Source organism: Butyricicoccus sp. OF10-2 (assembly GCF_003481925.1).
GTDB classification, from domain to species: Bacteria; Bacillota; Clostridia; order Oscillospirales; family Butyricicoccaceae; genus Agathobaculum; species Agathobaculum butyriciproducens.
The window spans coordinates 20,608-41,952 of record NZ_QUMC01000031.1 but is presented as its reverse complement, the minus strand read 5'-3'; the positions used below and the strand labels follow the sequence as shown (position 1 = coordinate 41,952).

The 21,345-nt window shown below is 58.3% G+C and carries 19 protein-coding genes and 1 pseudogene; 2 read left to right on the top strand and 18 right to left on the bottom strand.

Annotated features, from left to right (window positions below; genetic code table 11):
* Window positions 1–177: 177 nt before the first annotated feature.
* The 7 genes from DXB00_RS13845 to DXB00_RS13820 form a co-directional block, all read right to left on the bottom strand.
* The gene (locus DXB00_RS13845; RefSeq protein ID WP_119215060.1) at window positions 178–1,059 is read right to left on the bottom strand and encodes an aldose 1-epimerase family protein; all 882 of its coding nucleotides are present in this window, start codon (window positions 1,057–1,059) and stop codon (window positions 178–180) included.
* A 196-nt stretch (window positions 1,060–1,255) separates the two neighbouring features.
* Complete coding sequence (locus DXB00_RS13840; RefSeq protein ID WP_118478452.1) at window positions 1,256–1,603, bottom strand: Hpt domain-containing protein; 348 nt, start codon at window positions 1,601–1,603, stop codon at window positions 1,256–1,258.
* A 14-nt stretch (window positions 1,604–1,617) separates the two neighbouring features.
* Complete coding sequence (locus DXB00_RS13835; RefSeq protein WP_158581329.1) at window positions 1,618–2,766, bottom strand: GGDEF domain-containing protein; 1,149 nt, start codon at window positions 2,764–2,766, stop codon at window positions 1,618–1,620.
* Complete coding sequence (locus DXB00_RS16485) at window positions 2,763–2,903, bottom strand: hypothetical protein (protein ID WP_158581328.1); 141 nt, start codon at window positions 2,901–2,903, stop codon at window positions 2,763–2,765. The genes DXB00_RS13835 and DXB00_RS16485 overlap by 4 nt, the downstream gene beginning before the upstream one ends.
* On the bottom strand, window positions 2,900–3,997 hold the full coding sequence (locus DXB00_RS13830) for an HD-GYP domain-containing protein (RefSeq protein ID WP_119215058.1): 1,098 nt from the start codon (window positions 3,995–3,997) through the stop codon (window positions 2,900–2,902). The genes DXB00_RS16485 and DXB00_RS13830 overlap by 4 nt, the downstream gene beginning before the upstream one ends.
* A gap of 273 nt (window positions 3,998–4,270) precedes the next feature.
* Window positions 4,271–6,118 carry a ferrous iron transport protein B gene (gene feoB, locus DXB00_RS13825; protein WP_119215057.1) on the bottom strand — a complete coding sequence of 616 codons (1,848 nt, stop codon included), beginning with the start codon at window positions 6,116–6,118 and terminating at the stop codon, window positions 4,271–4,273.
* Window positions 6,115–6,354: a FeoA family protein gene (locus DXB00_RS13820; RefSeq protein ID WP_119215056.1), complete on the bottom strand. Its 240-nt coding sequence runs from the start codon at window positions 6,352–6,354 to the stop codon at window positions 6,115–6,117. Before DXB00_RS13820 ends, feoB begins: the two co-directional genes overlap by 4 nt.
* A gap of 120 nt (window positions 6,355–6,474) precedes the next feature.
* Here DXB00_RS13820 and DXB00_RS13815 point away from each other — a divergent pair, with 120 nt between their 5' ends.
* Entirely contained in the window at window positions 6,475–7,413 is a 939-nt protein-coding gene (locus tag DXB00_RS13815) for a S1 RNA-binding domain-containing protein (protein WP_119215055.1), read from the top strand.
* Window positions 7,414–7,463: 50 nt separating this feature from the next.
* Here DXB00_RS13815 and DXB00_RS13810 read toward each other — a convergent pair whose 3' ends face one another.
* Window positions 7,464–8,714 (bottom strand): replication-associated recombination protein A, encoded by a 1,251-nt coding sequence (locus DXB00_RS13810; RefSeq protein ID WP_199697303.1) that lies wholly within the window; start codon window positions 8,712–8,714, stop codon window positions 7,464–7,466.
* Window positions 8,715–8,984: 270 nt separating this feature from the next.
* Between DXB00_RS13810 and hisC the strand changes: the two genes are divergently transcribed.
* A complete protein-coding gene (hisC, locus tag DXB00_RS13805; protein WP_119215053.1) occupies window positions 8,985–10,040 on the top strand; it encodes a histidinol-phosphate transaminase in 1,056 nt (351 codons plus the stop codon).
* A gap of 71 nt (window positions 10,041–10,111) precedes the next feature.
* On the opposite strand, the gene DXB00_RS13800 is transcribed toward hisC, so the two are convergent.
* The 10 genes and pseudogenes from DXB00_RS13800 to pknB form a co-directional block, all read right to left on the bottom strand.
* On the bottom strand, window positions 10,112–10,378 hold the full coding sequence (locus DXB00_RS13800; protein ID WP_118478442.1) for a phage holin: 267 nt from the start codon (window positions 10,376–10,378) through the stop codon (window positions 10,112–10,114).
* Entirely contained in the window at window positions 10,375–10,620 is a 246-nt protein-coding gene (locus DXB00_RS13795; RefSeq protein WP_118285681.1) for a hypothetical protein, read from the bottom strand. The genes DXB00_RS13800 and DXB00_RS13795 overlap by 4 nt, the downstream gene beginning before the upstream one ends.
* A 105-nt stretch (window positions 10,621–10,725) precedes the next feature.
* Window positions 10,726–11,316, bottom strand: coding sequence for an HD domain-containing protein (locus tag DXB00_RS13790; protein ID WP_118730269.1), 591 nt, complete (start codon window positions 11,314–11,316; stop codon window positions 10,726–10,728).
* 58 nt (window positions 11,317–11,374) lie between these two features.
* A complete protein-coding gene (gene nrdR, locus DXB00_RS13785) occupies window positions 11,375–11,830 on the bottom strand; it encodes a transcriptional regulator NrdR (protein ID WP_118478438.1) in 456 nt (151 codons plus the stop codon).
* A 219-nt stretch (window positions 11,831–12,049) separates the two neighbouring features.
* A complete protein-coding gene (gene secD / locus DXB00_RS13780) occupies window positions 12,050–14,440 on the bottom strand; it encodes a protein translocase subunit SecD (protein ID WP_118730268.1) in 2,391 nt (796 codons plus the stop codon).
* Between the two features lie 175 nt (window positions 14,441–14,615).
* Window positions 14,616–16,045: pseudogene (purB, locus tag DXB00_RS13775) on the bottom strand (adenylosuccinate lyase).
* 302 nt (window positions 16,046–16,347) lie between these two features.
* The gene (locus DXB00_RS13770) at window positions 16,348–17,547 is read right to left on the bottom strand and encodes a pyridoxal phosphate-dependent aminotransferase (RefSeq protein ID WP_199697301.1); all 1,200 of its coding nucleotides are present in this window, start codon (window positions 17,545–17,547) and stop codon (window positions 16,348–16,350) included.
* 147 nt (window positions 17,548–17,694) lie between these two features.
* A complete protein-coding gene (locus DXB00_RS13765; RefSeq protein ID WP_118647662.1) occupies window positions 17,695–18,351 on the bottom strand; it encodes a thiamine diphosphokinase in 657 nt (218 codons plus the stop codon).
* Complete coding sequence (gene rsgA / locus DXB00_RS13760; RefSeq protein WP_243107239.1) at window positions 18,321–19,220, bottom strand: ribosome small subunit-dependent GTPase A; 900 nt, start codon at window positions 19,218–19,220, stop codon at window positions 18,321–18,323. Before rsgA ends, DXB00_RS13765 begins: the two co-directional genes overlap by 31 nt.
* An 18-nt stretch (window positions 19,221–19,238) precedes the next feature.
* Window positions 19,239–21,341, bottom strand: coding sequence for a Stk1 family PASTA domain-containing Ser/Thr kinase (gene pknB, locus DXB00_RS13755; protein ID WP_119215052.1), 2,103 nt, complete (start codon window positions 21,339–21,341; stop codon window positions 19,239–19,241).
* Window positions 21,342–21,345 lie beyond the last annotated feature (4 nt).

The window sequence follows — 21,345 nt, the reverse complement described above, 5'->3', positions numbered from 1 at the left end:
AGAGCATGTATCTCGGAATTTATACAAGGGAAGAAAAAATGTGCCTGCAAGGCGCGTTTTTTCTTCGGAATTCGATCGAAAGCGTGGTTTCGATCGAGAGGCTGCTCGAAAAACGATAGTTTTCGAGCAGCCTCAGAGGACTGCAAACGCAGTCCTCTTTTATGCACAGGCTGTGCATTACTCGTCGATGATGGTGGTGAACGTCAGGGTTTCGCTCTCGTTTGGATTCAGCTTGCGGATGCCCTGCTTATGCTCAATGGCATGGTCAAGGTGATTGCCGTCCGGCAGGGTGCTCCACGGCTCGAGGCAGACGAACGGCACCTCGAAATCCTTGTACGGGCTCCACACTGCAAAATAGTCGAAGTCGGTGAAGTCCATCGTCACACGGCGGTGATTTTTGCTGCTGGCAATGGTCGCCGTGCGGAACGGCAGACCCTCGGTCATGACCGCATCGTTTGCAAACAGCTCGCGGGAAATCGGCAGTCTGCCGTCGGTCAGCGGAACGGAAACGCGGTCGGCGGTCAGCATGACGTTCTCGTCGGTTACAATGCGGCTGAGCGCATCCGTGCCCTCAAACTCCACATAGTAGTCGGTTATCTTCTCGCCGTCCTCCCAGCAGAGCGTGTAGGCGTCATGGCCGCCAACCTCGTAATACATCACGGAATCGCTCGTATTCTTGACGATATGCTCCTTTTTCAGCGCATTTCCGTCCAGTGTATAGCGCACGGTGCAGATAAAATCCCACGGATACATCTTTTTCGTGTACTCGCTCGGCGTGAGCGTGAATTCCGCACAGGTGCCGCTGATTTTCTGTGCCTGCCACTCCAGATCGCGCCCGAAGCCGTGCTGCGTGATCTCATACGGCTTACCGTCCACCGTATAGGTCTTATCCTTGAGCCGTCCCACGATTGGGAACAGAATGGGCGCATGGCGTTTCCATGCCGCCGGATCGCCCTTCCAGACGTACTCCGTGCCGTCCTTTTTGCTCGTAAAGCGGGTCAGCTCGGCACCGAATTCGTTAATTTCCACGCGAAAGCGTTCGTTTTCCAATACCTGCATGGGTTTTTCCTCCTTTACTTGAGGCAATACCACATAATTAAAGCTGCGGCTCCTTGCGCAGGCTCCGGTCGCGCTGCCGCGGCGCTTTACGCAAATCGCTCTTGTGCAATTATGTGGTATTACCTTAAGTTCAGGATACCCACTTTATCCGGTAAAGTCAAGAAAAAAGGACGAACCAACGGTTCGTCCTTTGCTTTTACTCCAGCTCCGAAATCGCTCTGCGGATTGCGGCATCCTGCTGCTCCACAGCGTCGAGCAGGCTCCTGTCCTCGAGCGGCTTATTGCCTCTCATGGCCTCGGTCAGCACAGCGCTGACCTGATACAGCCGCTCAAAGCCAAGGTTCTGCGCTACGCCCTTGAGGGTATGCGCACCGCGGAAGGCAGCCTCCCAGTCCTGCTGCAGGGCCGCGTTGTGCAGGTCGGCGCAGGTCGGGTCGTCCTGATACATCTTCACGAACTTTTTCACCATGTTCTCATTGCACAGGCGCTGCAGCGTGTCCGCATAATCGCCGCCGATCTGTGCGTAAAACTCTTCCAGATTCATGTATGTACTCCTCCTCAGGTCTGTACGTCGTTGCGCTTTTGCTTTGCCCAGTACATCAGCTTGTCCGCCCGGCGGATGGCCTCGAGCAGCGGATGCGCCTGATACACACCGCCGATGCTGACGGTCGGGTGGATATTCTCGTACTGCGGTATTTCAGTTGTGTACACGGCTCCCCGAATGCGCTCGAGTGTCGAACGGAATTTCTCCGCCGGGATATGCGACAGCAGCAGCACAAATTCATCGCCGCCGTAGCGGACGAGTGTGTCCGCTGTGTTGACGCGCGCGAGAATGACATTCGCAACGTGCCGCAGCACCGCGTCGCCCGCAAGGTGGCCGTATTCGTCGTTGATCTCCTTAAAGTTGTCAATGTCGATCACCGCCAGTGCCTCCGCCTTTTCCAGCTCGAGCTGCTGATCCTCGAGGTAGCGGCGCCCATACGCGCCCGTCACCGGATCCAGATAAAAATCCTCTCCGTGCGAGGCATCCAGACGGAACTGCCGTCCGCCGCTCGTCACCCAAACGCTGTCGCTGAGTCTGCTGCCCAGCTCGAGCACGCACTCGCGTCCGTCCACGACCAGATAGCGCGAAATCAGCTGATACGCGCACTCGTCGGTAAGCTCCAGCTTGCTCATGCGCGTCTTGTCCTCCATGCAGCGGCAGGAAATGCATCTGCTGCATCTTTTTCCGTGATTCCACACCGGAGAGCACGGCAGGACGCGGTCCGAGAACGTGCCGTCCGCATTCAGCTGCAGGATTTCGCCCCTTTGCGGATCAACCAGCCGCACCACATCAAAAATACGGCTCATGCCCTCCATTGAAGCCGCAAGCTGCCTGCCGGTGACAGCGCCGGAATCCGGCAGCGCCATTTCCGGCAGCATGATATCGGTCTGCATCTCGCGGAACTGACCGACAGCGCCGAGATACCGCGGCTTGGCGTCACTCGACCAGAGCGCACGGGCCGCGAGCATGTACTCGTGTTCCCAGCCGTTCTCCGGAAACCGCAGGGTGATCGGCATGCTGACATCCGGAGCATCCCGCGTGGTAACATACAGCGCGTTTTCCAGGCGGTGAAGGTCATCCTTGCTGAAGATCGTGAATTTTTCCGTATCCGCCGCATCATACAGACGGCTGCCAAACGGCAGCGTATCCGTGTGGTCCGTCACAGAGATGGTGCGCGTTGCCGCATCATAGTCGAACTGATGCCGCAGGACTGCTTGGCAAAGAAGTCGGTCTTGATACGCTCGGTCTCGAGCGCCTGAATCGAGCGCCCGACCTGCGGCGTCGCCCGTTTGAGCATCATTTCGGCCGAAGCTGCTGCGTGTGCGCCGTGCTGTGCATATATCCCTCGTTGGCCTCGCGCAGACGCTCCCTGATCTGCAGCGACGCATCGAGCAGGCACTCGAGCAGCAGCGGATTGAACGTGCCGCACTCGCCGTTTACGATCATCCGCAGGGCGGTCTCGTGGTCATACGCGGACTTGTAGCAGCGCACGCTTGTCAGCGCGTCGTACACATCGGCAACCGAAACGACCTGCGCCGCGATCGGGATCTCCTCGCCGGTCAGGCCGTCCGGATAGCCGCGGCCGTCGTAGCGCTCGTGATGCCAGCGCGCGATCTCATACGCGGTCTTGAGCAGCGGCTCCTCATTCGAGAACGGCAGGTCGTGCAGGATATCCGCGCCGACCGTCGTGTGCGACTTCATGATCTCGAACTCTTCCTTTGTCAGCTTGCCGGGCTTGTTGATGATCTCATCCGGAATACTGACCTTGCCGATATCGTGCAGCGCGGACGCACTCGAGATCAGCTGAATATCCTCCTGCGTCAGCGAATAGCGGTCGGTCTTCTGCACCAGACGGCTCAGCAGCACCTCGGTGATGGTGCGGATGTGCAGCACATGCGGGCCGCTCTCGCCGTTGCGGAACTCGACAATATGGCTGAAGATATTGATCATCAGGTCGCTGATCTTTTCTTTTTCGTAAATCTGCTCGGCGGCAAGCCGCATCAGCCGCTTCTGCTTGGCGGCCAGTATCAGCGCGTTGACCACGCGGCGGTGCACGACCATGCGGTCGAACGGGCGGCTGATATAGTCGGTAACGCCGAGGTCATACGCGCGCTCGATGTGCTCGATGCCGTTCTCCGCCGAGATCATCACCACCGGGATATCCTCGATCTGGCGGTTGTTGTTCATCGCGGTCAGCACGTCAAAGCCGTTCATCTCCGGCATGACCATATCCAGCAGAATAAGGTCGATATCGGTGTGCGTCCGCAGCAGCTCGATCGCGCGTGCGCCGTTTTCCGCCTCGATAAAATTGTATTCATCACCAAGAATATCGGCTAAGATCGTGCGATTCAGCTCGGAATCATCTACGATCAGAATCGTGCTTTTCTCTTTCATTCGTGCTAAAACCTCCTGCCGGTCAAGCAATAGATACCGTGATTGATCGATCACAGGCCGCAAAAAACAAATCGTGTTCCTGCATGCATCTGCATGCATAAAAGCCGAGGTCTGCAGGGCAGAAAACCGGCAGGGATAACGCTAAAATAATCCATTAGTATGATAACATTCTTTACAGGTTTATGCAAGCTATTTTGTTTTGAAAATGCAGATTTTTTAACATTTCACACGTTTTACCCTAAAAAAAAAAAAAACGCACTTTTTTCCTGCTTTTCAGCCTGCCGAAGCAAGCATGCAGTGTATCAATATGCAAAGTGCAAGCCCGACTCCCGCAGGAATCAGCACCGCCGCCAGTGTCCACTTTGCGCTGCGCGTCTCCTGCAGGATGGTAAGGCAGGTTGTCGAGCACGGTGCGTGCGCCACGGTGAGCACCAGTGTGCAGAGCGCGGTCTGCACCGTCCAGCCGTTTGCCAGCAGCAGCGCGCGGAAGGAGGCAAAGTCCACGCCGGAGGCAATCGTGCCGGACGAGAGGTAGCCCATCACGATGAGCGGCATGACCAGCTCGTTCGCCGGAAAGCCGAGGATGAACGCAAGCAGAATCACGCCGTCTATCCCGAACACCCGCGCTGCCGGGTCTAAAAATGCCGTGATGTGCGACAGGATAGCTGTATTCCCTATCTGCACATTGGCAAGCAGCCAGATGAGCACGCCCGCCGGAGCCGCCACGGCGGCGGCTCTCGCAAGGACGAACAGCGTCCGGTCGCGCACGCTGCGCACGATAACGCGCCCGATCTGCGGCATGCGGTACGGCGGCAGCTCGAGCGCAAACGACACCGCCTCTCCGCGCAAAACCGTTGCCGAGAGAATGCGCGACACGAGCAGCGTCAAGCCAACACTTGCCGCGATGACGCCGGTCAGCAGCAGCGCGCCGCCTGCCGCGCTGCCCGCGAAAAACACCGAGCACAGAAAAATGAGCAGCGGAAACCGTCCGTTGCACGGCGCAAAGCTGTTGGTGAGGATGGCAATCAGCCGCTCCCGCGGCGAGTCGATGATGCGGCAGCCTGTCACGCCGCAGGCGTTGCACCCGAAGCCCATGCACATGGTCAGGCTCTGCTTGCCGCTCGCTCTCGCGCACTGGAAGGCGTGGTCAAGCTGAAATGCCACGCGCGGCAGGTAGCCTGCGTCCTCGAGCAGCGTGAACAGCGGGAAGAAAATCGCCATCGGCGGCAGCATGACCGAGACAACAGTTGCCAGTACGCGCCATAACCCGTCGGTCAGCATCGAGACGAAAAACGGCGGCAGTCCCAGCTTCGCAAGCGCACCCGCAAACGGCGTGCCGAGTGCCAGAAGATGCGTGCTCAGCCACTCGCTCGGCACGTTTGCGCCGAATAAGGTGAGGTAAAACACGCCTGCGAGCAGCAAAAGCATGAGCGGCACGCCGAACCTCCGGCTGAGGATCACATCGTCCGCTCGGTCATCCCGCGCGCAGGCGCATTCCGGCTGTCTGACGCACGTCAGCGCGATCTCCTCCGCGCGGAGTGCCGCCGCTGCGGTTGCAATATCGTCCCTCTGTTCCTCCGTCAAATCCTCGTCCATCGCCGGATAGCGGATGGCGGTCGGGTGCGTTTCATTTTCGCCTGCCGCCGCTCGGCGTATCGCGGCTTCGAGCTCGTGCAGCCCCTTTCCCTGCCGTGCGGCGCACGGTATCACCGGTATGCCAAGCTCCCGCTCGAGCGCGGCAGCATCAATCTCAATGCCCTTTTTCGCGGCTTCATCCATGAGATTCAGGCATAGAACGGCGTTTTTCTGCACCTCCAGCACCTGCAAAGCAAGGATGAGGCTGCGCTCCAGACAGCCCGCGTCCGCCACGAGCACCACCGCGCACGCCTGACCCGAAACCAGAAATTCCCGCGCGGCACGCTCCTCCTCCGAGTGCGCCCGCAGCGAATAAGTACCCGGCAGGTCGGTCAGCGTCAGACCGCCGCCGCGCAGCCTGCCCTCGGCGCACGCGACTGTTTTTCCGCTCCAGTTGCCGGTGTGCTGACGGCTGCCGGTCAGGGCGTTGAACACGGTCGATTTGCCGACGTTCGGGTTGCCCGCCAACGCCACGGTGCGCCTCATGGCTGCACCTCGATTTGAGCGGCATCGCATTTACGCAGGGCAACCACCGCGCCGCGTATCCAGTACGCGATTGGGTCGCCCGAGAGCGCACGCCGCACACAGGTTACGCGCGTGCCCGGCACTAACCCTAAATCCTGCACGCGCCGCCGCATGCCGCCGCTGAGATGCAGCGCTGCGACCCGCGCCTGCTGTCCGTCCCGCAGCGCCGACAGCGAAATATTTGCCGAATTGGCCATTCCAATCAGCCCCTTATCCATAGATTCTGGTTACAATCTATGCCGATACGGACAATTCGGTGCTAATCCGTCACCGCACATCATATAGTAAGGCAGACCCCAAAGGAGGCTCGGCTGCATATGAAAACAAGCGAATCCTATCTGCCCGAGGGCAGCTACATGGTACAGCCTGCGGTTCGGCAGGCATTTTCAACGCTCGGCGCACTGCGGCAGGCGCAGGACGAGGGACGTATTCTGGAAGCCGTCGCACAGCGGTGCACCGCCGCGCACGACCTGCTGTTCGACCTCGGCATCGCGCAGGGCATCCTGCCGCGCGTGTCCTGCGCGCTCGGCATCGAGCAAGGCGACACGCGCGAGATTGCCATCCTGTCGCGTGTAGGCAAGCCCACCTGCTTCGTCGTCACCGATATCGACGAGAGCACGGACCCGCCCACGGCGTGGCTGTCGCGCACCATCGTTCAGCAGAAGGCGCAGGACCGGATGCTTGATTCCCTCCGTCCGGGTGACGTGATTCCGGCGCGTGTAACGCATCTGGAGCCGTTCGGCGCATTCGTGGACGCAGGCTGCGGCGTGCCATCGCTCATCGGCATCGAAAATCTGTCCGTGTCGCGCATCTGCCACCCGAGCGACCGATTGACCGTCGGGCAGTCCATTTTAGCCGCTGTCCGCACCGTGGAGCCGGAAAACCGGCGAATTTCACTCACCCACCGCGAGCTGCTCGGCACCTGGGCGCAGAACGCGGCGCTGTTCTCCGTCGGTGAGACCGTGCGCGGCGTTGTCCGCTCCATCGAGCCGTACGGCGTGTTCATCGAGCTTACGCCCAACCTGTCCGGCCTTGCGGAGCCGCGTGCGGATCTTCATCCCGGCATGGCGGTATCCGTGTACATCAAGTCCATCCTGCCGCAGCGTATGAAGGTAAAGCTGACCATCATCGACGTTCTCTCACCGTATGACGCACCGACACCGCCACGGTATTTCATCACGGGCGGACATATTGATGCGTGGACCTATACGCCGGTTGGGTGCGATAAAAAGCCGGTTAAAACCGTTTTCGAGTGAACAGCAAAAAAATGGAGAATGAAACCGTCACGTTCATTCTCCATTTTCCATTATTTCTGATTTTTCACTCTATCCCAGTACGCTTTCGCGGCCTGTTCGGTCTTATTCGGGCCGTATTCGTAGTATTGTGCGCCGCGCAGCTCCTCGGGCAGATACTCCTGCTGCACCCAGTGATTAGGATACATATGCGGATACTGATACGTCAACCCGCGGCCTAATTTCTTTGCGCCGCCGTAATGCGTATCCTTGAGGTGCGCCGGAATATCGCCTGCCCTGCCCGCCCGAATGTCGGCAATGGCGGCATCAATACCATTGATGGCGCTGTTGGACTTGGGCACGGTCGCCATCAAAATGATCGCCTCCGCAAGCGGAATCCGCGCCTCGGGCAATCCCAGCTGGAACGCGCTGTCCACGCACGCCTTGACGATGGCGGCGCACTGCGGGTACGCCAAACCGATATCCTCGCTTGCAATAACGAGCATGCGCCGCGCCGCGGAGATCATATCGCCCGCCTCGAGCAGCCGCGCGAGATAATGCAGGGCGGCGTCCGGGTCCGAGCCGCGCACGGACTTCTGCAGCGCCGAGAGGATGTCGTAATGGCTGTCGCCGTCGCGGTCGTAGCGCATATTCGAGCGCTGCGCCGCCTGCTGCGCGTCCGCGAGCGTGATGCCGTCCGCCCCCGCACCGGAGACGAGCAGCTCGACCGCGCCCAGCGCCTTGCGCACGTCGCCGCCGACCGCCTGCGCGATGTAATCCGCCACGCCGTCCTCGACCGGCTTTGCGTCCTCGCCCATCGCAAGTTTCAACGCACGTTCCACTGCCCGGCGCATATCGGCAGCCTCGACCGGCTTGAACTCGAATACCGTGCAGCGGCTTAAAATCGCGTTGTAGATGTAAAAATACGGGTTTTCCGTCGTGGATGCGATGAGCGTGATCTTGCCGGTTTCGATGAACTCCAGCAGGCTCTGCTGCTGCTTTTTGTTGAAATACTGGATCTCATCAAGGTACACAAGCGCACCGTTCGGCGCAAGGAAGGTGTCCAGCTCGTCAATGATCGCCTTGATGTCGGCAATGCCCGCCGTGGTGGCGTTCAGGTGGTACAGCTTACGGTCGGTCTGCTGCGCGATGATGGACGCGACCGTGGTCTTTCCCACGCCGGACGGCCCGTAAAATATCAGGTTCGGGATGCTGCCGCTTTCAATAACGCGGCGCAAAAGGCCGTTTTCGCCCAGTAGATGCCGCTGCCCGACCACATCGTCCAAAGTCTTCGGACGGATTTTGTCTGCTAAAGGTTGGTACATAATTTCACCTTAACCATTTTTTCGTAGGGCGTGACAAGGTGAATTGCCTGCAGGGCAAGAGATGGTCCTCTGGAGGATGACCTCGGCACGCCGTTGTAAACCATCTGCATACCGTTCAATGCGGCGCGCCGAGTCGTCGCGCCCTACGATTATCGTTCATATGTTATGAATTATATCATAAATTTTCGTTATCGACAAACCCTCTTGACTTTATCGCTTTATTATGATAAACTATCCCCATCAAAGAAAACGAACACAGGAGGTCTCCCTATGGACAAGCCTTTTCTCGATAAGCTGCGCAAGATCGACCCGTATGTGCCGGGCGAGCAGCCGAAAACCGCCGATATCATCAAGCTGAACGCCAACGAGAACCCGTACCCGCCCGCTCCGGGCGTGACCGAGGTTCTGCGCACGTTTGACGCCGCAAAACTCGCAATTTATCCGGATGCGAACGCAAAAGCACTCAAAACCGCTATCGCAGAGCGGTTTGACCTGCAGCCGTCGCAGGTATTCCTCGGCAACGGCTCGGATGATGTGCTCGCGCTGGCGTTCCAGTCGTTCTTCTGCTCGGACAAGCCCATCCTCTACCCGGACATCACCTACTCGTTCTATCCGGTCTGGTGCGATCTGTTCCGCATTCCGTACGAAAACATGCCGCTCGACGAGGATTTCTGCGTCAATGTGCGTGATTACGACAGGCCGAACGGCGGTATCGTCCTGCCGAACCCGAACGCGCCGACCGGACGCGGCGTAACGCTCGAGTTCCTCGAGGACCTGCTGCAGCACAATCAGGACTGCGTTGTCATCATCGACGAGGCGTATGTGGACTTCGGCGCGCAGAGCGCGGTTCCGCTGCTCGGCAAGTACGAAAACCTGCTCATCGTGCAGACGACCAGCAAGTCGCGCTCGCTCGCGGGCATGCGCATCGGCTACGCGCTCGGCTCGGAGACGCTGATTTCCACGCTCGAAGCGGTTAAAAACTCGTACAACTCGTACACGATGGACGCCATCGCACTCGCTGTCGGTGAGGCATCCATCCGCGACGAGGATTATTTCCAGCAGACCTGCCGTAAGGTCAGCACCACCCGCGACCGCTCGGCGGAGGCGCTGCGGGCGCTCGGCTTTACCGTGCTGCCGTCGCTGACAAACTTCCTGTTTGTCACCCACCCGGAGAAGAAAGCGCCGGATATCTTCGCCGCCCTGCGTGAAAAGGGTATCTTTATCCGCTATTTCAAGCTGCCGCGCATTGATAATTACCTGCGTATCACCGTCGGCACGGATGAGCAGATGGATAAGCTTATCGCCGCGCTGAAAGAGATTCTGTAAGAAAAACCCTCTCAAACGAGCAATGTCAGTAAGTTAAGCTGGCATTGCTCTATGAGAGGGATTTTTTCTGTTTACTTCTGCGGAATGGTATACTGCCTTGCCCGTTCGCTGTCCGCGACACCCTTAGTTGTCGGGTCGTTGACGGCGTTCCACACGCTCGACAGCACAAGGAACAGGCAATACGGATTGCGCACCGCATTGCAGAGCAGCGCGCCGACACTCTCCCAGGTGGTGAGGTCAGCGGCGGTCAGACCGGCATACGCCAGCACCGCGGCGAACGCGCTCACGACGATCTGCACCCAGAACACCGGATTCCTAAACCGCACCTTCCAGTTCACTCGACTTCCTCCTTTTCCAAATCACTGATGCGGTGGTTAGCCACGCGGACACGCTCGTCCAGCAGCGCGACCTGCTGCTCCAGCCTGAAGGTTCGGGTGATGAGGTTATTGTGCTTTTCGACCTTCTTTTCAAGCTGTTCGATGCGGTAATTGACCAGCTTGCCGGAGACGATAATGCCGCCGGCCGTGCCCGCCAGCGTCCCCAGCAGACTCAGTCCCGCAATGATGATCTCAGCTGACACGTTTTCACCTCCTTGCTTCGCATAAGTGCCTGCACCCATACGCCGTTCGGCGGCGAAAATTGACCACGAATGGTCAACTCGGTCGAAAACTATTCCTATTTTCTTTTATTTTTCTTTGAGCGCACCCTTTTCGATGTTCGCCTGCAGGATTTTGTCCGTCAGCTCATACAGATACGCCGAGCCTTTCTCTGTGCGGCTCTGGCGGCCGTAGACCTGCTTGGCGGTCACATCGTGGTCAGCCCAGTCGCTGCCGCCGTTGCTGTTGTTGAGCAAGAGCGGCTGCAGATTGTCCATCGCGTGGGCAAAGTGCGCCTCGGCGGTCTCATCGGCCTCAAATTCGTCAAAAACAGCCATCAGTTCGCGCTTCTGGTCGTCCGGCAGGAGCGAATAAATGCGCTGCTTTGCCGCGTCCTCGCGCGTCTTCTGCGTCTGCAGACCGTCGGTGTCGTAGGCGTAGGTGTCGCCTGCGTCAATCTCCACCACATCGTGCAGCAGGCACATGAGCATGACCCGCGCCACATCCACCGGCTCGTTGGAATATTCCTGCAGCAGATACGCCATGACAGCCATGTGCCATGCGTGCTCGGCGTCATTCTCGCGGCGGCCGTGGCCGGAGAGATGCGTCTGCCGGAAAATGTTCTTCTCCTTGTCGATCTCAAGAATGAAATTCAGCTGTTTCTGCAGCCGTTCGTCCATAAATCCATCTTCCTTTCGATATGAAAAAACGGGTACAGCCTGCGCCATACCCGCCGAATTATTTATCTTTGAGGAGCGTGTTCAGCTCTTCCATAAAGGTGTTGATGTCCTTAAACTGGCGGTAGACCGAGGCAAACCGCACATACGCGACCTCATCAACCTTACGCAGCTGCTCCATGACAAGCTCACCGATGACCTTGCTGGAGACCTCGCTTTCGAGCGAGCTGAACAGCTTCTGCTCGACGTAATCGACGATCTGCTCCAACTGCATCAGCGAAACCGGGCGTTTCTCGCAAGCCTTCACCAGACCGTTGAGCAGCTTCTGGCGGTCGTACGCCTGCCGCGTGCCATCGCGCTTGATCAGCATAAGCGGCATGCGCTCCACCGTCTCGTAGGTGGTAAAGCGTTTTCCGCAGTGGAGACATTCACGCCGGCGGCGGATGCTGGTACCCTCGTCCGTCGGACGGGAGTCCACGACCTTGCTGTCTTCAAAGCTGCAAAATGGGCACTTCATCGTACTTCCCCCTTGTGAACACCGCTTCACACGCGTGGTTTGTTATCTGTCTGCTGTTATTATACTACGCGGAGTGCTGTTAAGTCAATTTTTTATTGCGATAAAGCGGCACCTTTTCCTGCACTGCCCTATCCGGTCGGCTTCTTTCTCTGTACCAGTCCCCTGCGCCGATAAACAAACGCAAAAAAGGCACCCGAACGGGTGCCTTTTCGATAGTCGTTAGATCTTGCGGCGACGGCGGAACTTCTTACGGAAGAAGCCCCACAGACCGGTAGACAGCATAACGGACGACCAGCCGCCGGCCAGGATACCGACGATCAGCGGCAGAGTGAACTGCTTGAGCGACGGAACACCGAGGATGTATACCATGCCGATGGTGAACAGCGTGGTAAGCGTGGTGTTGATGGTACGGCCCATGGTCTGCCAGATGCTCTTCTCGCCAATGACCTCAAACGGCTCCTTGCGCGCGGTGCGCAGGTTCTCACGAACGCGGTCGAATACGATGATGGACGCGTTGATGGAGTAGCCGAGGATGGTCAGTGCAGCAGCGATGAAGTTGCTGTCGAGCGGAATCTGCAGCAGAACGTAAACGCTCAGCATAACGAGCAGATCGTGAACCAGGCAGCAGATCGCAGCCAGACCACTGGTCAGCTCGAAGCGGAAGGTGATGTACACCAGCATCAGCAGGATTGCAAGGATCGAGCAGAGGAATGCCGAACGCTGCAGGTCGCTGCCGACAGAAGCGGATACGTCGTTGTTGTTGAGGATATCGGTATCGGCAAGGCTGTACTTCTCCAGCATCTTGTCGATCACGGCAGCACGCTGCTCGGAATCGATCGAGGTGGAGCGGATCAGCACGTCCTCGTTGCCGTCACCGGAGGAGGTTACAGAGGATGCGTCCACGCCGGTTGCGTCCTTGAACAGATCGCTGACCTCGGTCTGGATATCCTGCGTAACAGCGGTATGCATGTTGAACTCCATCTCGGTACCGCCGGCAAAGTCGATGCTCAGGTTGAACAGGTTCTTGCCGAACGGCAGCAGGATCAGCGCGACAAGGCCGGTAGCGACCAGTACGACAGAGATACCGCCAAAGATCTTGAAGTTCTTGAGGATCGGGAAATGCTTCTTCTCTTCCTTGCGCTCACGCAGGCCGTAAGCCTTCGGGTTGCGGATGTGGAAATCCACCATGCGGTTGAGCAGGAAGTGCGTGATGGTCAGCGCGGTGAACATGGACACGATAACACCGATGCCCAGCGTGGTAGCGAAGCCGACGATCGTGCCGGTGCCGAGGAAGAACAGCACGCCGCACGCGATCAGGGTGGTGATGTTGGAGTCCAGAATTGCGGTAAACGCACGCTTGAAGCCGGAGTCAATGGCGCTCTTGACAGTCTTGCCGGCAGCCATTTCCTCCTTGATGCGCTCGAAGATAATGACGTTTGCGTCAACCGCCATACCGATGGACAGGATAATACCTGCAATGCCCGGCAGGGACAGGTTTACGCGAATCAGGCTGAACAGCAGCGCCTCGATAACCATGTAGAAGCACAGAGCGAAGCAGGAAACAACGCCCGGGATGCGGTACATGATGATCATGAACAGCATAACAAGTACCAGACCGATCAGGCCTGCCTTCAGGCTGGAGCTCATCGCGTCAGCGCCGAGCTGCGGGCCGACAGAGCGAAGCTCTACCTGCTTGAGCGAGAACGGGATCTGACCTGCGTTGATGAGGTTTGCCAGCTCGGTCGCGCTGTCGCGGGTGAACGAGCCGGAGATTACGCAGCTGTCGCTGTCGATCTTGGAAGAAACGGACGGTGCGGAAATAACCTGATCGTCCATGACGATAGCCATCACGTTGGTGCCGTCAGTGCGGGCCGCGATGCTCTCGGTCGCTTCAGCAAACTTCTGCTTGCCCTCAGAGGTAAACTGTACCTCTACATAATGGGTATCCGCAACTTCGTTGCCGGTCGGGCGGCCATAGCCGTAAGTAGCTTTCTTAACGTCAGAGCCGGTCAGCCACTCCTTGCCGTCAGCATCAACAAAGGTGAGCTGTGCGGTGGTGCCGAGGGTCTGTACGGCCTCCTCCGGGTTGGTGATCTGCGGGATTTCGACCGTTACGCGGTTGTCGCCGCTGAGGGATACGGTAGCCTCGGTAAAGCCCTTACCGGTCAGTCGCTGACGGATGACCTTCTGTACCGAGTTCATGTCGTCGGACAGGTTGCTGGTGTCGTAGCCGTCCGGGATTTCGGCCTCGTATACGATACGGGAGCCGCCGACCAGATCCAGACCCAGACGGATACCATTGTCGGTATCGAGTACGCTCGGGATGATGGCCTTCAGACCGGAGTCTGTCGTGTCTGCGGAATCGGTCGAAGCCGAGTCAGCAGAGGTGTCAGCAGACGCATCCGTGCTGTCTGCCGTGTTGTCCGCCGTGTCTGCGCTGTTGTCGGTAGACGAGGTGTCGCTCGTATCCGTCGCAGATGTGTCGGACGTTGCCGTGTTCCGGAACGGCATGGTCCAGCCGCCCGGAATGTACACTCCTGTTACCGCCGTCACGCCGAGGAAAATGATGATCAGCATGACCGCGATAAAGGAAGTTACACTCTTTTTCACTTGCAAGTGCCTCCTTTATTTTTTTTTTACACAACTGATTTAGTATACAGCATAACAGCCAAAAAGTCAATCATTCTGCATGAATTGTGCAACATTTATGCGTCATTGACGCATAAGCGGCAGAATATCCCGCGTGAGCGGGATATCTGTCAATTTCAGGGATAAACTTTCCGGTTTACAGGTTGATCTCTACCTTTACGTCCTCACCGGTGAGGTACGGCGCGATCGCCGGACGAACACACTCGCTCAGGAACTCGTCTACCTGAGACGGGCAGCGGCCGATGTAAGCGGACGGGTCGAGGTGCTCGAGGATCTGCTCACGGGTCATGCCGAACATCGGGTCGCCGGCAATGCGGTCAACCATATCGTTCTCGAGGCCCTCCTCCTTGATGCGCTTGCCCGCAGCCATGGAGTGCTCGCGGATGCGCTCGTGCAGGTCCTGACGGTTGCCGCCGCGCTTTACGGCGTCCATCATGATGTTCTCGGTTGCCATGAACGGCAGCTCGTTCATAACGTGCGCTCGATGACCTTCGGGTAAACGACCAGACCGGAAACGACGTTGATCATGATGTTGAGGATTGCGTCAACGGCAAGGAATGCCTCCGGCACGGAAATGCGCTTGTTCGCAGAGTCGTCGAGCGTGCGCTCGAACCACTGGGTAGCCGAGGTGAAGGCCGGGTTCAGGCTGTCGCAGATGACGTAGCGCGCCAGTGCGCAGATACGCTCGGAACGCATCGGGTTGCGCTTGTACGGCATGGCGGACGAGCCGATCTGGTTCTTCTCAAACGGCTCCTCTACTTCCTTCAGGTGCTGCAGCAGACGCAGGTCGGTTGCGAACTTGGAAGCGGATTCTGCGATACCGGCGAGCGTTGCGAGCGTCTGCGCGTCGATCTTGCGGGAGTAGGTCTGGCCGGAGACCGGAACCACGCCTGCAAAGCCGAAATCATCGGCAATGCGCTTCTCGAGTTCCTTAACCTTGCTCTCGTCGCCGTCAAACAGCTCCATGAAGGACGCCTGCGTGCCGGTCGTGCCCTTGCTGCCGAGCATGCGCAGGTTTTCGATGCGGTATTCTACCTCGTTCAAATCCATCAGCAGCTCGTTCATCCACAGGGTAGCGCGCTTGCCGACCGTGGTCAGCTGTGCGGGCTGGAAGTGGGTGAAGCCGAGAGTCGGCTGGGACTTGTGCGCATCCGCGAACTGCGCCAGCTTGTCCAGTACGGTCGCCAGCTTTTTGCGAACCAGCAGCAGACCCTCACGGATCTGGATGATGTCGGTATTGTCACCGACATACGCACTGGTAGCGCCGAGGTGGATAATGCCGGCCGCCTTGGGAGCCGCCTTGCCGAAGGTGTAAACGTGCGCCATAACGTCATGGCGTACCTCCTTCTCGCGCTGACGGGCCACATCGTAGTCGATGTCGGTCAGGTGCGCGGCCATCTCGTCCACCTGCTCCTGCGTGATCGGCAGACCGAGCGCCAGCTCCGCCTTAGCCAGCGACAGCCACAGCCGACGCCAGGTGGAGAACTTCATATCCGAGGAGAAGGTGTAGAGCATCTCCTTGGAAGCGTAGCGCGAGGAAAGCGGGCTTTCGTACACGTTGTTCATGTTATTCGTCCTTTCCGGTGTGTATTTTATCCAAATTATAACGAAATAACGGACTTGGATGGTATCTAATCTTCCATAACAGTCCGATTTTAGTTTAACACTTTGCACCGGTCATTTCAAGCAAAACCGACCGGTTTTGCGCTATCTTGTAGCAATAAACAAAGTTTGCAGCGGTTTCGCCGTTAGATTTTGCGTCCTCCCCTTTTTCCTGCACCGCCTGCGCGGTTCAAGTGCCCCAGAGGTTCGGTGCAGAAACCAAAAAGCAGCACCCTTTTCAGAGTGCTGCTCGGAATTACGAATGCTTACGCGTTCTTGATAAACGCTTCGAGGCGGTCAAGGCCCTTGTCGATCTCGGTGAGCGAGGTCGCATAGCTCCAGCGGACGAAGCCCGGCGCGGCAAATGCGGTGCACGGAACGGTCGCCACCAGACCCTTTTCAAGGAACAGCTGCGCGAAGTCCTCGGCGCTCTCGATGACCTTGCCGTACATAGTCTTGCCGAGGAAGCCCTTCATGTTCATCATAACATAGAACGCGCCCTCCGGCTTGATGCAGGAAACGCCCTCGATCTTGTTCATGCGCTCTACCAGATGGTCGCGGCGCTGCTCGAACGCCTGCTTCATCACCTGCATGTCCTCCTGCGGGCCGGTCAGCGCGGTGATGGCCGCCTGCTGGGAAATGGTGGACGGTGCAGAGGTGGAGTGGCTCAGGTAGTTCGCCATCACCTTGGCCAGCTGCGGATTGGACGCGCTGTAGCCGATACGCCAGCCGGTCATCGCGTAGCTCTTGGACACGCCGTTGACCAGAATGGTGCGCTCCTTCACGTCCTCGCCCAGAGAAGCGAACGAAACGAACTCATTGTTATCATATACAAGGTTGCAGTAAATCTCATCCGCGATAACGTAGATGTTATGGCGGCAGCAAACCTCAGCGATCGCCTCCAGCTCGGCCTTGGTGTATACCATGCCGGTCGGGTTGGACGGAGAGTTCAGCATGAACACCTTGGTCTTGTCGGTGATGGCGGCGTCCAGCTGCTCTGCGGTGATCTTGAAGTCCGCCTCCTCGGTTGCAGCTACAATGACCGGGATTGCACCTGCCTGCTTTACCATCTCGGAGTAGCTTACCCAGTACGGAGCCGCGATAACGACCTCATCGCCCGGGTTGCACAGCGTCATCAGCGCGATATAGACCGAGTGCTTTGCGCCCGAAGCCACAACGATCTGCGTCGGCTCGTAGTCCAGACCGCAGTCCTCCTTCAGACGGTAGCAGGCTGCCTTGCGCAGGTCCATCAGACCGGCTGCCGGCGTGTACTTGGTCTGGTTGTTCTCAATGGCCTCGATACCGGCCTGCTTGATGTGCTCCGGCGTCGGAAAATCCGGCTCACCGGCACCAAAGCCGACAACGTCCTTGCCCTCTGCCTTCATCTGCTTGAACAGCGAATCGATAGCGAGCGTCGTAGACGCCTGCACACCTGCTGCAATCTTGGAAATCGGCTTCAATGCCATGCTCAGCACTCCCTTATATCTCTCATCAGTTATCATGTGTTTTTATTATATGCCTGCGAACTTATTTTTGCAAGTCCTGACTTAATAAATTGCAAAATCGACACAATAAAAAAACCCGCCGATATTGGCGGGTCAGGTGTGGAATTTTCACAAAACACGGTCGCGTGAGAAGATAATCAGAGCCGTTCCCCGTTCAATCGTGACGGCAAAGCGGCTGTTCGGTTTTGCCTCGTTCGAGGTGGAGATCATGCCGACACGGGTAACCGTGCCGTTCGTTAATTCATATTTTGCATTCTCGATGGTCACGCCCTCGAGCACCGCGTCCATCGGCACGACCGAGAAGTAGGTAAACGTCTCCGGCATGATGAATTCCTGCCGTCCGCCCTGATGCAGCTCGACGCGGTTGTACGGATCGAGGATGGTCAGGTGGCCGCCGAGCGTTTTTGCTTCCTCGAGCAGCGAGAGATTTGCCAGCATATGGTCGATGCGCCCGCCAGTCGCACACACGAGCGTCGCCTCGCGGCAGCCGCGGCGGAACACCTCCCGCAGACAGCTCTGCGAATCCGTGTCGTCCTTTTCGGGCTTCAAGAGGATAACGTCCTCTCCCTCCACCTCGGTCATGGAATCCCGGTCGGAGATCATGAAATCCGGGTGCAGACCGAGCGCCCGCGCATGCCGCAGGCCGCCGTCCGCACACGCAACGAGCGCGTCCGGATGCTCGCGCAGAAACGCGCGGATATAACCGTAATCGGTTTCCGGTGCAGCCGCAAAAATCAGCGCGTGCCGCCCTTGGTAAGTTCCCATTCCTTCAGATCCTTTACACTTTCGTACAGCTTTACATAGCTTTCATGACGGGTTTTCGCAATTTCGCCGTTTTCCACCGCCGCAAGGATGGCGCAGCCCTTCTCCTTGACATGCGCGCAGCCGGTGAATTTACACTGCCCGATGTACGGCTCGAACTCCGGAAATGCGTACTGCAGATCCTCGGCCAGCACCAAATCCATCTGCTCGGTCTCAAACGAGGAAAAGCCGGGCGTGTCCGCGATGTAGCCGCCGCCTTCGATCGGGTGCAGCTCCACATGACGGGTGGTGTGCTTGCCGCGGCCGATCTTGTCCGAAATCGCACCGACCTCAGCGTCGAACGAGCTGTCCAGACGGTTGAGCACGCTCGACTTGCCGACACCCGAGTTGCCCGCAAACGCACTTACCCTGCCGCGGATGCGCTCGCGCAGTGCGTCAATGCCTTCGCCGGTGTGCGCGCTCACGCGCAGCACCTCGATGCCGCTCCTGCGGTAGGTTTCATACAGCTCGTCACCCGGATTCGCATCCGTCTTGTTGATGACGACCAGTGCGTCCATGTTCTTGTGCACCGCGATCGCCGTTACCTTGTCGATCAGGAACGGGTCGGTCACCGGCGGTGCCGCGCTCGCCACGGCAACGACCAGATCCAGATTCGCCACAGCCGGCCGGATCAGGCTGTTCTTGCGCGGCGCGATCGTCTGCAGATAGCCGGTGCCGTCCTCCGGCTGGATTTCCAGCGTCACACGGTCCCCGACAATAGGCTTGCCCACGGTCTTGCGGAACCGTCCGCGTGCTTTGCATTCAATGAGGCCTTCGGCGGTATCCACATAGTAGAAACCGCCGATGCCCTTCAGAATGATCCCTTCGATCAAACTTAATTCCTCCGTTTTTTAACTGAATGTGTACGTCTGCGAGGTAGTCGAACCGTCCACGCTGACCGTAACATCATGGTCGCCCACCGAGCCGCTCACCGAGATGGACGTGCTGCCGCCGCTCGTGCTGCAGGTGTCGTCATACTGGATCACGCCGTCCACATAGATGATAACGTGCGCGGTATCCGTGTTGTCCGGCAGCGAAACCGGAATGGTCGCACTGCCGAGGCTCGGCGTATCGTCGTAGCCGCCATCGCCGTTGTCCTGACCGCCGGAATTGCCGCCGCTGTTATCCGGCGAGTTATTGTTCGATGTGCTCTTGCCCTTGGAGATCTGGATGTTGACGACAGTGCCCTTTGCGACCTCCGCGCCCGCATCCTGCGACTGCCATACGACCGAACCGGCTTCCGCAGAGCTGTCCACCTGGTCTACCGAGCCGATCTTCAAGCCCTTTGCCTCCAGCGCCGCACGCGCTTTGTCCTCGGTCATGCCAAGCAGACCGGGCACAGCAACGTTTTCGTTATCGTCCTTCTGCTTGCCCTTGCTGATATAGACGGTCAGCGTCGCGCCCTTTTCCAGCTCGGCACCCGCCTCCGGGTCGGTACGGATAACCTTGCCTTCCTCCACGTCGTCGCTGTATTCCTCAACGACCTCGCACTTGATATCGCGCGATGCCAGCGCCGCCTGTACATAATCGAGCGTCTTGCCGGTAAAGTCGATCACCTTGTAGGTATCCTTGACGTTTTCGCCGCCCGAGGACACCGTTACCGTGATGATCGTACCCTTGGTTGCCTTTTTCTTACCGTCGGCGTTCGGGTCCTGCTCGAGTATCTCACCGACCGGACGGTCGGATTCCTGCCGTTCGGTCGCTTCCTTTACCGTGAAGTTGTCGGTTATATCCGGGTCGGCCAGTACTTCGTCGATATTGCGCCCGATGAGGCCGGGCACGATAATCTTCTCCGACTTGTCGCTGCTGCCGGTGAGCATCAGAATGCCGACCAGCAGCAGACTGATCACCGCAATCACGCCGACCGCCATGCCGACTGCCATTCCGGGCCGTTCGGCCAGCTTTTCAAAAAAGCCGTTCGGCTCATCCTGCTCTTTTTTGCGGAAACCGGTGCGGGTGCGGGGCTGGGTCTGCGTGCGCGTGCGGGTGCGCGGCGCAGCTGCGCCCTCAACGGAAGCGGCTTCATGCTCTGCCGCACTGCGGCGCGCCGCGCGCTGAATGTCCGCGCCGATGATCTGCGTCTCGCCCGAGTTGTCCTCGCTTGCCACATAGTGGAAGCGTGCATTCGGGTCCGAGCGGAGCACCTCCATGTCCTCGTACATCTTTTCCGCGGACTCGTACCGGCGGCTGATGTTCGCGCTCATGGCGTGCATGACAATGTCGTCCATGCCCTTGGGGATGCCCGGCACAAACGCACTCGGGATGATCGGAACCTCATTGATGTGCTGCATGACGATCTGGAGCGCGGTTTCGCCCTCAAACGGCAGCTTGCCGGTCAGCATTTCGTACATCATCACGCCGAGCGAGTACAGGTCGGTGCGGTAGTCAATTTTGCTGCCCTTGGCCTGCTCCGGCGAGATATAGTGCACCGAGCCGATGGCCTCCTGCACCACGCGGGTCTCCTGCGCGGCAGCGAACGAGGCAATGCCGAAATCGGTCAGCTTTGCGGTGCCGTCCCGCAGAATGATAACGTTCTGCGGCTTAACGTCCTGATGGATGATGCCGCGCGAGTGTGCGTGCATGAGTGCGCGGGCAACCTGCTCAGCGAAGAAAATGGTCTCCTCCCACGACAGATGGCCCTTGCGCTGCAGATACTGCTTGAGGGTGATGCCCTCGATCAGCTCCATAACGATATAATCCGTGCCGTCCTCGCTGCCGACGTCGAACACGGAAACAATATTGTGGTGGCTCAGCTTGGCAACGGCGCGCGACTCAATGGAGAACCGCTTGCGGATATCCGGATCCTCCGCGAACTCCTTTTTGAGCACCTTGAGTGCCACATCGCGCCCGAGAACGGTATCCCGCGCCCGGTAAACGACCGCCATGCCGCCGACGCCGACGATTTCCTCAATCTGATAGCGTCCGCCGAGCATACTGCCGATATATTTATCCATAATC